7 protein-coding genes are annotated in these 15,979 nt (G+C 73.9%); all 7 read right to left on the minus strand.

The genetic code is table 11. The annotated features are described in order from the left end of the window. Positions 1-222: 222 nt before the first annotated feature. Positions 223-2,094, minus strand: coding sequence for a hypothetical protein (locus OHA19_RS02585; RefSeq protein WP_405749247.1), 1,872 nt, complete (start codon positions 2,092-2,094; stop codon positions 223-225). Next, positions 2,091-5,741: a DUF5682 family protein gene (locus OHA19_RS02590; RefSeq protein ID WP_405720368.1), complete on the minus strand. Its 3,651-nt coding sequence runs from the start codon at positions 5,739-5,741 to the stop codon at positions 2,091-2,093. Before OHA19_RS02590 ends, OHA19_RS02585 begins: the two co-directional genes overlap by 4 nt. Continuing rightward, on the minus strand, positions 5,738-6,892 hold the full coding sequence (locus OHA19_RS02595) for an AAA family ATPase (protein ID WP_405720366.1): 1,155 nt from the start codon (positions 6,890-6,892) through the stop codon (positions 5,738-5,740). Before OHA19_RS02595 ends, OHA19_RS02590 begins: the two co-directional genes overlap by 4 nt. A 154-nt stretch (positions 6,893-7,046) precedes the next feature. After that, a complete protein-coding gene (locus OHA19_RS02600; protein WP_405749250.1) occupies positions 7,047-11,960 on the minus strand; it encodes a DNA-binding protein in 4,914 nt (1,637 codons plus the stop codon). Beyond that, positions 11,957-12,823: a DUF4132 domain-containing protein gene (locus OHA19_RS02605; RefSeq protein ID WP_405749252.1), complete on the minus strand. Its 867-nt coding sequence runs from the start codon at positions 12,821-12,823 to the stop codon at positions 11,957-11,959. The genes OHA19_RS02600 and OHA19_RS02605 overlap by 4 nt, the downstream gene beginning before the upstream one ends. Positions 12,824-13,286: 463 nt before the next feature. Further along, positions 13,287-13,502: a hypothetical protein gene (locus OHA19_RS02610; RefSeq protein WP_405720360.1), complete on the minus strand. Its 216-nt coding sequence runs from the start codon at positions 13,500-13,502 to the stop codon at positions 13,287-13,289. 290 nt (positions 13,503-13,792) lie between these two features. Then, positions 13,793-15,943 carry a DUF6351 family protein gene (locus OHA19_RS02615; protein WP_405720358.1) on the minus strand — a complete coding sequence of 717 codons (2,151 nt, stop codon included), beginning with the start codon at positions 15,941-15,943 and terminating at the stop codon, positions 13,793-13,795. Between the last annotated feature and the right edge of the window lie 36 nt (positions 15,944-15,979).

Genomic DNA, 15,979 nt, shown 5'->3' on the forward strand with positions numbered 1-15,979 from the left:
CACGGTCGGATGCTGCCATGGGGCCGCCGCGCGGGCACACGACCCGCGGTGGGCGTCGAACACCGGTAGCAGGATGCCGGACCGGTGGTTCGGGAGCGGCTCGGTGGAGGAGCTCGCAGACAGGCTGCCGCACGTGGTGGTGCGGAGCGCCGGAAGGAGCGTGGCCCGGGACCGCAAGAGTCCACCGGGCGGCCCAGGCGGCCCGGTGGACTCAGCGGTAGGTCACGACCAGGACGCGGCCACCAGCGAGCGTTCCGCAGCCGCCAGGTGCACGGCCGAGGCGAGCCAGGCCCTCGCGTAGGCGTCGGCCGAGGGGTCGGTCAGGCGGCCGAAGGTGTCCCGGGGGCGGCGGCCCGCCTCCGTTGTCAGGGCCTGTGCGAGGTGGGCCGCTACGCCGAGTTCCGCCCGGGTCAGGCGGGCGGAGAGCGCAGCCGCGTCCGTCCCGCGGCCTGCCTCAGCCACGGCACGGCGTCCGCCCGCGACGCCCGTCTCCAACAGGCGCCGGACACGCCACAGCGGTGCCTCCGCCAGCGGGTCGGGGCCTGCGGTGACCGGCCCGCAGGCCACGGGTCCCGCCGTCTCGCGGGGGAAGTGCTCGCCCTGAAGCCGGTCGTAGCCCAGGTCGGCACGGCCCATCCACGTGTCCGGCAGCCGCAGCGTGGCGGACGCCCCCGGTACCGGTCCGACCGCGAGCGACCGGAGCGTCGCCGCCCGGTCCAGGTCGGGACGGCCGAGCACACGCAGGGCCATCCCCGGGTGTTCGGCGATCCGGCGCAGGTTGGCGGCGTGCGGCAGCCCCGGGTGGGGGTGTGCGGGGCTGAGCCGCAGCAGCGGTCCCTCACCGGCGACGCGGACGACGACGGAGTCGCCCGCCGCACCGATCACTTCGACGTCGCAGCCCAGCAGACTCGGCGCCGTACTGCCGGGATCGGCCGCCTCGGGCGCGCCGTCGGCGAGCACGGCGGCCATCGCCTCCTGCACCGGTCGGGTGAAGAGGGCGGCGGCAGGTTCCTCGGACCACTCCACCCCGCGCAGTGGCGTCGCGCTGACCCCCCGCCCTGCCCCGAGCCGCCCGTCCACGGAGACGGTCGCGCCGACGATCCGCAGGCCCCCCCGCGCCAGCCCGGCGTGGTCGAGGACGGCGCCGCCGAGCGCCACGGACGCGGACCCCGCGCCCTTCACGCGGGCGAGGCCACCGGGGCGCACGTCGGACACCGTGTAACCGGCGCCGTCCGCAGCGACCAGGTGCGTGGTCACTCCGCCGTACCCCGTCGCGGACAGCACCGGCTCCCGGCACAGGCCGTACACCCGCAGGCTGCCGCCCTGTTCGTAGACCCGGCGCGCGGAGCCCGCCGCTTCCGTGCCGGCCGACCCGGAGGCAAGCAGGGCGGTGTCGGCCAGCAGCTCACGGAAAGCTCCGGTGAGGTCGGCGAGACGTTGTCCCTCGCTCCGCTCCCGCGCGGCCCTCAGGCTCCGTACGACGCGCAGCGCGGCCGCTTCGGCCCGCGGCAGCCCGGCCAGCCGCGCGGTGTGGGCGGCACGGAGCAGCTCGGCCTGCACCACGGCTCCGCTCGCCGTGACACCGGCGGACAGGGCCTCGGCGGCGGCGTCCCACAGCGCCGTGGCGGCACGGACTTGCGCCGTGGTGAGGGCGGCCGGCGCCACCGCCGTGGCCGCGAAGTCGGCGGTGGGGGCGGTGGTTGCGGCCTCTTCGGGCCCCGCGCCCGTTTCGGAGGCTGTGCCCGAGCCTGCGGTCCTACCCGTACCCGAGTCGTCACCCCCGGCCGCGTCGCCCTCCCCATCGGCGATGGGTGCCGCACCCAGGACCGCGGCCCGGTGCAGGCAACGCGGGGCCAACAGGCAGGTGCACACGGCCTGTTCCGCGTTCGTGACCGTGCCGGACGGGCCCGGGCGCAGCGTGACCGCGGCGTCCTCGCCGAAGTGGACCTCGACCGCACTGTCGGCCGTGGCGGAGGCCTGGCCGGCGCAGCCCGAGATCGCCGCGTCGAGCTTCTTGCGCAGCCGTGCGCTGAGCTGCTCCACGGCGTCGGCGAGGACTTCGGGAGCGACGGGAGGCAGGAGTTGGGTGCTCAACGGGGTTCTCCACGGAGGCGGTCGCCCACCCAGCGGGCGAGTTCGAGCGGGCTGAGGGCGGCCACCGGCATACCGGCCGCGACGAGTTGGCGCGCCACGGAGACCGAGTAGCGCGGCGTGCCGGTGTCGTCGAGCGCCGCGCAGCCCAGCAGGTGGGCGCCGGAGGACGCCAGGGCACGCACCTCGCCCAGCAGCCCGCCGAGCGGTGCACCCTCCTCGAAGTCGCTGACCACGACGACGAGCGTGCGGCTCGGCACGGTGAGCAGCGAACGCGCGTGCGCGAGACCGGCCGCGATGTGCGTACCGCCGCCGACCCGGACCTCCAGCAGCAGCGACAGCGGATCCTCGACCCGGTCGGTCAGGTCGATCACCTGCGTGGAGAAGGCCAGGAAGTGCGTGGACAGGGTCGGAACCCCGCCGAGGACCGCGGCCGTCAGCGCCGACCAGATCACCGACGTCTCCATCGAGCCGGAGACATCGACGACGAGGACCAGGCGCCAGTCCGCCTCCTTGCTCACCCGTGTGCTGAACAGCGGGCGCTCCGGTACGACGACGAGCCGTCCGTCCTCCGTCCGTCGGGTGTGGGCGAGATTGGCCCGCAGGGTACGGGCGAGGTCGAGGCGCCCACCGGGCCGCCGGGTCGGGCGCGGGGTGGCCAGACCGGTGAGCGCCGGGCGCAGGCGGGTGGCCAGCTCCCGGGACAGCTCGTCGACGAGCCGCTTCACCAGCGGACGCAGCCGGGCGAGTTGGGCCTCGGGCATGCCTCCGGCGAGGGAGAGCACCGAACCGAGCAGCTCCACCGACGGGCGTACCGACGCCGGATCGAGCTGTGCGAGCACGTCGGTGCGACCCGCGTAGGCGGCCTCCGCGAGGACCTCCTCGCGTACGTCGGTGCCGAAGAGGGCCTCCAGCTCCTGCGCCCACTCCCGCGCGGTGGGGAAGGACGGGTCCTGACCGCCGCCTTGACCTGGTGCGCCGCCGTCCAGGTCCTGGGCGCCTTCGCCGCGCCCGCGCCCGTAGAGCTCGTCCAGGGCGTGGGCGTAGCGGCGCGCGTCGCCGGTGAGCCGTTCTTTGTGGCGGCCGAGCAGCAGCCGCCAGCGGTCGGCACGGCCGATCCGTCGGTCCGCGTCGTCCGCGGCGGCGCTGTCCGCTGCGGGTGGGGGTACGGGGCGGGGGTCGTCGGCCGAGCCCGAGTCCGTTCCTGCGTCGGCGTCCGCGCCCGGCAGGCCCAGGGCCTTCAGCGCTGCCGATCCGGCCACGTCGGCCGCCGCCCACAGGGCGAGCAGCTCGGGCGGGGCGTCGAGTGACAGGTCGAGCCGGTCGCCGAGCCGCTCCGTCACGGTGGTGAGCAGCCTGTCGCGCGCGGCCGGGGCCAGCGTGTCGAAGCCGCCGCGCAGCGCCGGGAGCCGGTCGAGGAAGTCCTGGTCGGTCAGCGCGTCAACCCGGTCCATGAGCGGGGCGAGCGCGTCCGGCGATGCCTGGAGCAGGGGGCCGGCGGCGGTGAGCAGCCCGGCAAGACGCTTCGCCAGCACCCGGCGCGTGTCCGGAGCCGTGGCCCCGTCGATCCAGCCGGCCGTACGCTCGCCCAGTCCGGCCGCGTCGTCCAGGTCGAGCAGCACGCGTACGGCCAGGGCCGCGCCCTGGATGAGTGGGGAGCCCTCGGCAGCCAGCTCGGCTAGCGCCCGGTCCAGTCGCAGGCCCAGGTGACGGGCGGCCGTCCGGTCCGCCAGCGCCACCAGTGCCCCGGCGTCGGCGCCGCTGTCGCTCCCGGCGAGGCCGGGCAGGGACCGGACCGCGGCCTCGAGGAGTTCCTCCGTGAGCGCGCCGGCCGTCGTGCGGGCGTCCTGCGTCGTGCCGGGGTAGTGGCCGCGCCGCAGTCCCTCCAACAGGTCCAGTGCCTGGAGGAGCTCGGGCAGGTCGGCGCTGTCGGGCAGCACGGCGGAGGCCTCGTACAGGCGCGCGTCGACCAGTTCGGGCAGGTCGCAGCGCGCGGCGGCGGTCAGCCCGGTGAGGATCCGGGCCGGGGTGGGGCCGCCCTCGGCATCCTCGTGGCGCGCGGTCGCGGCGAGCGTGCCGGCGGCGGCCTGGGCCGCGGTCACCCCGCGCACGCCCGCGAGGTCGAGGCGCGCGGGCACGGACGGCGTCCACGTCAGACGCCACTTGGTGCCGAGCGCGGTGCCGTCGCCCGTGCTCGACACGTCCAGGGGTTCGCCGTACGAGGCGCCGATCACCAGCAGTCGCTGGAGCAGCACTTCGCGGCGGCCGTCCAGCGGCGAGCGGAGCGGGTCGAGGCGCAGGTCGCGGCGGTCGGGGTCGTCCGGTCGGGGCAGCCGCAGTTCCGCGAGCTCGGCCTCGACCGAGGGGCCGAGACCGGACCGGGGCGCGTGCGGGCTGATCCGGCCGCGTGCGGTGCCGACGAACACGGCCTCCAGCGCGCGGGCCAGGGCCCGGCCCCGGCCGAGGGGTTCGCCCTGGCCGAGGACAGTGGTGACGGCCTCCAGGAGTTCGCCGCGCCCGGGCGCGGGCAGTGCGCGCAGGGCGGCCAGGTCGCAGGCCAGGCGCAACGTCTCGGCGGCCTCGCCGGTCCCCGCGGTGTGACCGCTGCGGCGCATCTCGCGGCACAGGCCGGTCACCGCGTCGGCAGCCGCCTCCCGGATGCGTTCCGGATCTCCGGCGGCGGTGAGCACCGCCTGTTGCCACAACGGGTCGCGGATTCCGGCCGGGTAGCCGGACCGGGAGTCGAGCAGGTCGAAGGAGTACGGCACGAGGGAGGTCACCGCCGAGCCCTCCCCGGCCGGGGCGGCCGCCCGCCCCGTGACGCCGGAGACGCCCGCCGTCCCGGCCCCGACCTCCGCCTCCGTGGACGCGAGAAGCGCGGGTGCGTGGAAGGCACCGATCACGGCTGCCACCCGGCGCCCGTCCACCGAGGCAGAGGCGATCATCTGCCGCATCCGTTCCTCCCGCGCCAGGTCGGCGGCGGGTACGGCGGCGTCGGCGCGCAGGGCCCAGCCCACGCCCAGTGCGGCTCGGCGCACCGCGTCCGGGGCGCACCCCGGAGCCAGCACCTCCACCGCGCGGTCCCACAGGTCGTCACCGTCCCGGCCGGTCCCGGCGGCGGCGAGCGCCTCGGCGTACGAGCGCCGCGCCCGCGTCGTCCCGTCTCCGGGGGCAGGGTCAGGACCGGCATCGAGCACACCCGCGGCACCCGTGGCCCCCAAGGGCGCATCGGCCTCCGGACGTACGGCCTCGCTCCCGTCCGGCTCGCGCACCGGCCCGAGTGCCTCCGCCGACCAGCGCGGGTCGCCGAGGGGAAGGTCGCAGCACACGACCTCCACCCCGCGGCTTCTGGCCCAGCGGACCGCGGCGAGCTCAGGTGAGAAGTCCGCGAACGGGTAGAACGAAAGTCGTTCCCCGTCGCCCGCCCCGGCCAGGGCGACCGGGGCGACGGTTTCGGGGTGCGCCAGGTGTTCCAGCCAGGGCTGGAAGTCGGTCGGCAGCTCGACGCAGACCACCTCGGCCCGCGCCTCTTCCAGCAGGGCGGGTACCACCGCGGCCAGCGCCGGACTGTGGTGGCGCACTCCCAGCAGGTACGGCGCACGCGATGCGGCCAGTGCGTCCACGGCCGTGCGTGGATCGACGGTCCTCAACGCAGGCTCCCGCGCAGGTCCCAGAGCCGACGCCACATCGCCGAGCCGTTCTCGGCGCGGCGGCGCACCGGGCCGTCCCAGTAGCCCAGCAGCCGTGCGTGGTCGGCCGGGTCGTCCTTGCGGACCACGCCGAGCAAATGTCCCGGCAGCAGGTCGAGCACGTCCTCGCCGGGCAGGTAGGCGGCCGCGACCCCGAGCGACGCCGCCACCTGGACGGCCTCGGCGGTGGACATGACCGTGCCTGGCCGCTCCACGTCCCAGCCCTCGGTGGAGCGGCCGGTGCGCAGGTCGCGGAAGGCGGTGACGAGGGCATCGAGGACGGCGTCATCGACGGCGAAGGCCGCGCCCGCCCGCTGCACGGCGGCAACAGCCTGGTGGCGGATCAGGACCGCCTCGGCGTCGGCGTCGGCAATCGGGTCGACGGTCTCGAAGTTGAAACGGCGCTTCAGCGCGGCCGACATCTCGGAGACGCCCCGGTCGCGCAGGTTGGCGGTGGCGATGACGGTGAAGCCGGGGGCGGCGCGGACGACCGCGTCCTCGGTGGCTGTCAGCTCGGGCACGCTGATCCGCCGATCCGACAGGATGGAGACGAGGGCGTCCTGGACCTCGGGCAGGCAGCGGGTGATCTCCTCGACCCGCACCACCCGTCCGGCCCGCATGGCGGCGAGGACCGGAGAGTCCACCAGGGCCTGCGGGGAGGGGCCCTGGGCGAGCAGCAGGGCGTAGTTCCAGCCGTAGCGGAACGCGTCCTCGGTGGTGCCCGCCGTGCCCTGCACCGTCAGGGCGCTGGTCCCACTGACGGCGGCCGCGAGCAGCTCCGACAGCATCGACTTGGCCGTACCGGGCTCACCGGTGAGCAGCAGCCCGCGCTCTCCGGCGAGGGTGACCACACAGCGTTCGACCAGCGCGCGCTCGCCGACGAACTTCGGGGCGATCACCAGCTTCGACGGCAGACCGGCGCGACGCCGGGGCAGAGCGAGATCCACGCCGTCGCTGCCGCAGACGAACGTGACCACCGCGCGAGGGGTGAGGGCCCAGCCTGGCGGGCGCGGGCCGGGGTCCTGGGCGGCGAGGAAGGCGAGTTCGGCGGCGTGGCGCTCCTCGGCCGGCTGGCCCTGCCGGACGGGTGCGGTCTGTTCGGTGACAGTCATGCGGGTTTCCTTCGTCATGGTTCGACGGGTGTTGCGTACGGGTCGGGGAAACGGCGCGGCGCACCCAGGGGCGGGCGCGCCGCGCCGTGCTGACGACGGGTGGCCGGTCAGCGACGGCTCAGGTGCCGCTCGGCGGCGTCACAGTGACGGAGCCTCAGCGGCGGCGCCTCGTACGCCGCACCTTCAGCTCCTCGAAGCGTGGGAGGTCGCCGTCGAGGATCCGCTGCCAGGCCCGGGCGAACAGCTCCGCGACCGGTTCGGTCGGCACCAGGGCGCCCAGCACCGGCCCGCCGCCCGTGGTCGCCCCGTACATCGGCAGCTTCCACTGCTCGACGGGCAGAACGGGCGCCGACTGCTCCGCCCAGGCGCCCGGCAAGAACAGAGAGCGTCCCGCCCGGGCCCGTACGGCCGACACCACCAGGTCGGTCTCGGCCACTTCGGCCCGCGCCGCCTTGAGACGGGCCGGCTTCCATCCTGTCCATCGCGCGGTGTTGCGGTCCGTCGGGTCGGGCATGGCCAGCAGCATCAGATACAGCGTCGCCGCGTCGGCGGTCAGACCGCGCGCCTCGGCGACCTCGGCCACCCGTTCGGGCACCGAACGAGACGGATCCTGCGGCCACCACAGGCCCTCGTCGTCCGCCGAGCCGGCCGCGGGCACGCCCGGGTCGGCCAGCAGCCGTGCGAACACCGGGTCGTGCGCCCGGCGCAGGGCCGTCTCGACTCCGGTCTGCTGCTGATCGGCGCCGCGCAGTGCCACCAGGTACGGGTCGGAGCCGGTGGAGTCCAGCAGGGCGGGCCGTATCGCCGGCTGGGGCTGGCCGTCCTGCGTGGCCATGAGCACCGCGCCGTACCGCTCGTGGTCCGGTGCCGTCTCCGTCGGGGCGCCGGCCACCTTCCGGAAGTCCGCGAGGCTCGTGTAGTGCCCGGCGGAGAGCAGCAGTTCGGGCGCCGCCAGACGCTGCCGCACGGCGCTCAGCGCGCTCGGCAGCACCGCCCGTACCGGATCGCCGGCGGGCAGCCGGTGGGCCAGCCAGGCCATCAGGCTCATCGAGCCGACCAGCACCGCCGAGGTGAACGGCGCATCGGCGGGCGACGCCGTCGCCGGGCGATCGCCCTCGATGCGCCACGTCACGTCGACGCCGAGCTCCGGCGACGACGCCGGTTCCAGCAGCGCCGGGAGCGCCCGGTGCACGGGCCAGCCGCTGCGTGCGGCGCGCGCAGCCTCCGCCGCCAGCCAGTCGGGCACCTGCCTGCGCCGTCCCACCTTCTCGATCCACACGGCGGCCGCCGACGCCACGTCCGGGCCCTCGCTCCACAGCCGTGCCGGGTCGTCGGGCAGGAGCGCCCCGAGCACCGCCCTGCGTACCTCGACCGGGAGCGCGCGCAGTTCGTCGCGGGCGTGTCCCGCCTCGGCCACCTTCAGCCCGAGCGCCTTGCGCAGCTCGGTCGGCAGGAAGTTGTTCTCCCAGCTGTCCACGTCGGGCATGCCCGCGAGAACGATCCGGGCCAGCGCCCGGGACACACCGGTGAGGCGGCTGAACTCGTCGGCGGCCTCCGGCAGGAAGGGCACTTCCTCACGGGACCGCGCCTCCCCGAGGAAGCCGGTCAGCCAGTCGGCGCCGCGCACCCGGTCGCCCACCGGCGCGTCACCGCTCACGGTGTAGGGGCCAGGCACCTCGAAACGGCCGCTCGGGTCGTGGAACAGTGCGCCGAACTCCCACCCGTCGTCGACGCCGGAGTTGTGCTCCGTGATACCGAGCGCAGCACCGCCGCCCAGGGGCAGCACGCTGCGGTGCGCGACGTTGTGCCGCTGGCCGTCCGGCATGTGCAGGTGGGGCGTCGCCAGGCGGACCAGGACCCGGCGCCAATGGCCGGCCGAGGCCGCCGTCGAGGCCAGCCCCAGCGCGTCCACCCGGCCGAGGACATCGAGCAGGGCTGCCCGGTGTGCCGGGTCGCTGCCGGGCGCGACGGCCCGGTAGGCGATCGCGGCCGGCTCGTCCAGGAGCGAGACGAACGGCAGTCCCGAGTAGGGCAGCGACGGCAGATCGAAGTGCAGCCGGCCCGGCAGCGCCGTGGCTGCGGTGTCCGTGCGCACGGACACCAGAGCCTCCAGGTATCGGTGGGTCACGTCGGTGTCCGCGCCGTAGCGGTAGTAGCCGGTATCGACGATGCCGTGCAGCGCCTTGGAGAGCACGTGGTCGCTCGGTCCCTGGGCCCGGACCTCCGTGGGCTCGGCGGCGGCGTCGAGCCTTGCGGCCACGGCGTCCAGCGCCTTCTGCTGCCGCACCGCGAAGCGCAGCACCTTCACCACGCCGGCGATCAGCTCGGGTGCCGAGACCTGCGGCAGCGCGGCGCTCACCAGCTCGGGCAGGTCCGCCACCCGCTCCGCGAGCACGGCCGCCTTCAGCAGGACGCCGGCCGACTCCGCGTCGGCGCCCCGCAGCGCCGCCGACCCCTGCGGATCACGCGCGCGCAACATGTACAGGTACGGCAGCGGCGGCAGGGCCTGAGCCGCGGTCCCGTACAGCTCGTTGCGGTGGTCGCACTGGGCCGACGTCGTGACCGTGCCCTCCGGGTCGCTGAGCGACAGCTCGCGCCACTGCTGGGTCAGTGCCCGGGGCCGGTCGTCGCCGGGGAACGTAAGCGCGCCGACCGGCCTGCCGGCGCCCTTCGGAAGGGTGACGAACCGTCCGGTGGTGTCCTCGCCGTGGTGGCCGCCGTCGGGCAGCCGCACGACACGCCAGCCGAGGAGCCCGTCCGCCGACGTCCCCTGGGCCGAACCCGCCACCGCCGGGGCGGGCCGCAGCCGGCACGAGTCGGCCGCCAACTCGGCCCCGGGGGTGTGCCGCAGCAGCGCGTCGGCGAGGAAACCGGGCTGCGAGCGCCGGCCGTACGCGCCGCCCACCGGGTCGTACTCGAGCCAGCCGCCCTTGTCCTCCCCATCCCTGTCCTGCCACACCCAGTACGACGTGCCGTCGGACAGCAGCGCGCGCTCCTCGGGCAGCTTCGTGTCGCCGTTGTGGAGGACCCCGCCGCCGGTGGCGCGGCCGCCGCCGGGCAGCTGCAGGCTGAGGTGATCCGAACGCATGGCCCAGGAGTCGGCGCCGGCGAGAGCGAACACCGTGTCGGGCGCGGTGTGCCAGTAGCCCTGCGGCTCACCGCGACCGTACGTGCTCCAGAACACCAGCAGCGCACCGTCCACGTAGTGGAAGCCCGTCCGCCGCACGGACGTGGTGGGCACCCGCAGATCGTGCACGAGAACGGTGGAGTCGGCGTCGATGACGCGCACCTGCGTCGCGTTGGCCACGATCAGGTACGGCCAGGCCTCGACGACCATCAGGCCCTCGGTGGTGTGGCGCCCGGGCGCCAGCTCCGTCAGCGCCTCCTCCCACACCGGCCAGCGCAGCTCCTCCCACAGACCGCCCCGAAGCGTGCGCGCCACGGCCTCGCCGAGATCGGCACCGGCCGCGTCCGAGACCTCCTGCGGCGCGAGCGCGAGAGCCTCGGAGGGCAGCCACGAAAGCCGCTCGATCGCCTTCGGCAGTCCGGGCAGCCCGGCCGCCGCCGACGAGGCGGCCACCTCGCGCATCCACTCGGTGAGCATCACGCGGCCGCCGGGCGAGGCGGCCAGCCGCCGCATCACGTCCGCACCGGAGGACTCGCTGTTGTAGCTGTTCGCCCCGTGCCCGAAGGCGGGCCGGAAGCGCGGGTCGGCTGCCAGCGCGACCAGGTCCCGCGGCTCCTCGCCGCGCGCCCAGTCCGACAGGTTCAGGGCGTTGCCGCGCTGGCGGTGGGCGGACTTCTCCTCGGGGTCTGCGACCGCGATCTCCAGCGAGAGCAGGAGGTCCAGCAGGTTCACGTCCTCGACGCCGATCCGCAGGAACCGCTTGTCCTCGGACCGCGCCGCCAGATCGGCACGCAGCCGGCCGGCCGCCCGCTGGACCAGCTCCAGCAGGGCGGGCGGCGTCGGGCGCGGCCCCCAACCCCGGTGCCGGGCGCCGTGGAAGCGCTCCAGCCAGCCCGCCGCGCCGTCGGAGCACCGCTCCTCCTGCGGCAGGTCGGCGTCCGCGAGACCGGCGTCGGCCCCCGACTCCGCGAGGATCCCCAGCCACAGCTCGGTCATCTCCCCGTTGTCCCCGGGCGGGGTCATCGACAGCAGCGTGCCCCGCACGGACGGAACGCGCCGGGCCAGCGCGACCAGCGCGCCGCGGTGCGATTTCCACCAACCGGCGGCGGCCCGCAAGGTGGCCGGCAGCGGAAGCAGCTCGGCGAGGTAGTCCTGCTCCGCCTCGTTGCCGGACAGGGACGCGGCGCGGGCGAGCCGCTTCAGCTCCACCGCGGCCTGGGCGGACGGCGCGAGACCGCCGGCGGTCCGGCGCACGCACAGCCGCCGGAACCGCTCGTACGCCTCGACGGGCGTGAGCCGGGCCGACAGGTCCTTGCCGTAACCGGCCAGGACCTTCACCGGCAGCGCGCCGGCCAGGGCGAACTCCAGGAACACGGCGTCGAGCCGGTCCTCGTCGACCGTCAGCCCGTGCTGTGCTTCGCTCGTGCGGGCACGGCCGAACAGCTGGCCGGCATATGTGCTGTTCTCGATGCCGAGGAAGACCCGCGCGGCCTGCTCGTAGAAGACGGGCAGGAAGTGCGGGACGGCCGAGGCGAGCCGCCCGGCCAGCTCGTGGCAGGCGTCCAGGGCGGCCTTGGGCTTGGTCCTGGCCTGCCGGGCCAGCCGGTCCAGCTCCGGCACGACCGCCAGGGCGTGGTGCCCGTCCTCGGGGTGGTGCACCAGCACCCACTCGGGAAAGCCGAGTTCCTGGCGCCGACCGAGACCGACCACGGCCGGCTCGCCCTGCGGCTCGAGTCCGAGGAAGCCGGCGGCGAGGTCCTCGGCGCGGCCCAGTTCGGCCGCGGCCAGCCGCACGACGACCCGATCCTCGCCGAGCACCGCGTGGCGATAGGTCCGCGCGGTCAGCTCAACCGCTGAAGGGCCCGCACCCCGCGCGTCGGCCGGGAGGACCGCTCCTGCCGCGAGCAGCTCCTTGTTGTCGTTCCCAACCGTCCCGGTCACGCGTCCCCACCCTCTTCGATCGTGCGGCCGGCGTACAGCGCAGCGGCCATGCGCATCCCCTCGGACCAGGCCACCGGCCCGACCTCGGCCAGCCGCACCGCGCGGCCGTCCTCGTCGTGCCAGCTCAGCCCGCCGGTCTCCGACTCCCCGTCCCAGTACGGCTCGCCGATCCACACCGACGCCTCCGTGCTGCGGCCCCCGTCACGCACCTTGCACGTGGCGTAGCCACCGGACACCCGGTAGCCGAGGCCCGTGGCGCGCGCCGCGAGGCCGAACCGCGAGGCGAACTTCCCGCCCGCGTAGTCCCGTACCTCCGTCGCCGTCCCCGAACACCCGGCATCCGCCCCGTCCGGCCTGGCCCAGGTCGCCCGGTGGATCTGCTCCACCTTCTGGGTGATGCCGAGGTCGGCCGCGAAGTCCCGTACGTCGTCCAGGTCCGGCAGGAGCACGGGGTGGGGAAGCGCCACAGTGCGCGGCGACAGCCGCACGGTCTCACCGTCGAGGTCGACCACCTTGAGCTCCCCGTCACCGGTGACGTCCCGCAGGAAGCCGACCTCGTCCGGATCATCGCCCACGACGGCCATGTCACGGAGCGCCTCCTGCCACGCCTCGTCCGGCCAGACCCGGGCGATCAGCTCGGTCGGAACCGGAAGTGACGACACCATCCAGGCATCCACCTGAGCCACACACGAGGCCGCGTGCCGGTCCAGCCACTCGGCCAGCTGCCTCAACCGGTCGACCTCGGGACTGTCGCGCAATGCCTTCGGCAGCGCCTTCAACTGCCGCCCCCCGACACGCCGTGCAACCGCACGCCCGTCCTCGAGGGTGATCTCGTACCCCTCACCCGCTGCCAGCCACGCCATGAGCCGTGCCCCTCCGCCTGTCCATCAGATGTCAGCGCAGCCCGAAACAAGGGCCACGAAGCCCCTGAACTGCGATATGAAGAGAGACTAACTAGGGTCACTGACAACGCAGGTCGGTCCGCGGTGCCCTCGCGACGGTCTGGCAGGGATCTTGGTGCTGCCGGGGACGGCAGGCGCCGCGGCCGACGGCGGGAGGCGGTGCGGCCGACGGAACGTCAGCAGGATGCTGTGCCCGGCTGCGAGCAGGACGTCGGCCCTCCGTGCGGCGGGCCCGCTTCACGGCACGCTCTACGCCCGAGGTTCAGCGCGCCGAGGACCAACACCGGCGCGGCCACGCCGTACAGCTTCCTGTCGCGAAAGACCTCACGCGGGCCCGTCCGGAGCCGGGGCTGCCAGAAGCCGGGGCCGCCAGGAGCGAAACGGGCAGCAGGAGCACAATGAACTTCGCGTACATGGCCAGGCCTCACTCCGTGCCCGCCACGGTCCACCACCTGCCGTCCCGCCTCAGCAGCGCGCGCAGGACGGCCGGTTCCAGGGCGCACCGAGCCACCAGTTCGCTCCCCGAGCGGAGCATCGTCGCCACCACCATCGGCCTCCTGCTCGTGGTGCCCGTCACCGCGGCGAACGTGCAGGATCCGTGGCCGTCAACCAACTCCTCGACCAGGTCGCCGCCGAACACCGCGGCATCCGCAAGGCCTGGGCCGACGGCCGCTACCGTCGGCACCCCGGCAGGCCGTGTCCAGCGCCCCGGCCGGGGCGCTGGACACGGCCTGCCGGGGCTGGGAAAGCCGCCACCCCGATCCTCTCCTCCCTCACTGATGACAAAGAGTGGGGGAAGAGAGGAAGGTGACGATGGTTCAGCGGACCGGAATCAGGTGCTGCCCTGGATGAACGCGAGAACTCACCACCACTGGCATCAAAGCGGGAGGTCGCGCCTGCCCCCGTTCCGGCTCACCTGCGACGATCCTGTCACGTCCGGTCGAAGGAGAGCCATGTACCGGCGAGGCCCTGCTGACCCGCCCCGGGCCTGGACCAGTCGCAGACACCGTTCGGGAAGATCGCCTTCAGGTCGTTGAACTGACCTTCGGTCACCGGCACTCGGTAGTCGGAGCGGACCACGGGACGTTTGCGGCACTTCACGATGTCGTTGGCCACATCGGCTCCGGCGACCATCCGCGGCGATGTCCACACCGGGTAGAGGGTGTTGCACTCGGTGTTGTCGATGCCCTCGACCTGGGGCTCCGCGATCTTCTTCGCACCGATGCCACGAGTCCAGCAGGCGTCCGTGAGACCCTCCGGCTTGTGGCGGACGATCTTCTCGATGGGGGCGTCGTTGCCGGGGTCTCCCTTGATGCCGGTGAGCCACTGATCCATGTCGGACAGCATCCCGGCGAGAGTGAACCCGTGCCCGTTGGAACGGGTGAGCATGACCTGGTTGGCGTGGGTGCCGTTGGCCTTGTCCAAGCGCGCCCGGGTGGAGAAGGAATGGAAGCGCATGTGCATGTCGCCGGTCGGCGCGTCGTCCGTGTAGTCGCGGTAGTCGATGATCGGAACGTCGGCGAGGCCGGCTCCGCCGTTCAGCATGCGACCGGTGCGGTAGGCCGTCCGAACCGCCTTGAGATCGGCGACGGTGCGCTCCGCGGCGGGCTTGGCGTCGTCGTCGAGGCCACCGATGCGCCGGTTCAGGTCAATGAACTGGTCCATGTCGATGGTCCCCTTGTTCAGGGCCTCAAGTCCGTACTGGATGCCGGTGTTGTCGAGCGGCCTGCGCGCCTTCCCGGTCTCCGGTACCTCACCGTAGACGTTCACGGTGTGGCTGTAGACGTCACAACGGGCACCGTCCGGGTTGGTGTCGGGGTCGTAGCGCTGTCCCTCGGGCAGCTGGGGCGGACAGAACACCGTAGGGTCGATACGGCCGCCGGCGCGGGCCAGGCTGCCGATGCTCTCCCACTTCCCGAACCCGGAGACCGCCCTCTGCTGCTCCTTGGTGAACGCGTCCGGCGCGACATTCTTGAAGTAGTGGTTCAGGAGCTGGGCGTCACTGAGCGTCTGAATCGTCCCGAAGCCGACGTCGGGGAAGCTGCAGCCGGAGAGGATGCCGTCCAGCAGGCCCGGGTAGTTGTCGGCGATCTGGTGGGTCTGGTACGAGCCGCCGGAGCACCCGTTTCCGATGGTGAAGGCCGGGTCGCCGTACGTCTCCACGAAGCGTTCCTTGACCATGCTCATGGTCTCGGCGGCCAGCAGGTCGTTGCAGTTGTTGCCGAAGACGTTCAGCGTGGACGATGCGACGCCGTAGCCCTTGCTCAGATACGTGTCATTCATGATGCCCACGGTGTTGCGGCCCTGGACGTACCAGCCGCCGTTACAACCCCCGCCGAAGCCGTACACCAGGCGCCCGTTCCAGCCCGGTCCGCGCTGCAGCGGGTCGGGGGTACCGGACATCGGGTCGTGCAGCACGGCCGTCTCGTAGATGCCGCGGTTGATGGTGCCGGTCTCCACGCGGACGATATACGGCACCTTCGTGCCCGCACTCGTCGTGGCGGTCGCCAGGTCGGCGGGACGTACGTCCTCGTCGGGCAGCGGAACGAACTTGCCGGCCGTGGTGCGATACATGTAATCGACGCGGGTCTCGACCGAGCAGTCCGCGTCGACCGGCTGCCCGAGAGTGCCACCGGTGACCGTCTTGAACTCGGCAGTGTCGCAGACGAACGGCTGCTCGTGCGGCCCGGCGAAAACCGGCCCCGTGATGGGGTGGTTCTTCAGGGTGAGCTGTCCGGCGTCCGCGCCCTGAGCCCTGGCCGTGAGCCTGTTGTCGCCCTTGGACAGCTCCTTCACCACACCCATCAGCGCGCTCTCGCCGGAGGGCCGGAAGCTCGAGGTCACGTCCCGGCCGTCCACCTCGACCCGGACCTTGTCGGCCGCTATGGAGGCGGGCACCTCGACACGTATCAGGGCGTCGTCTCCCGACACCACGCCGGGCCGCGACGACACGGCCGTCACCTGCAGTTTCTCGCGTTCCTGGCTGCCGGCCGGCGTCGCCGACGCGCCTACCAGCACGCCCATGAACGCCATGCCGGCAAGGCCCAGTCGGACCGGCCTCGCGGCTCCTCTGAACGACACGACAGAACTCGCCTCACTTCCTGGAGTCGGAAATTC

Source organism: Streptomyces sp. NBC_00012 (genome assembly GCF_045040875.1).
Lineage (GTDB): Bacteria > Actinomycetota > Actinomycetes > Streptomycetales > Streptomycetaceae > Streptomyces.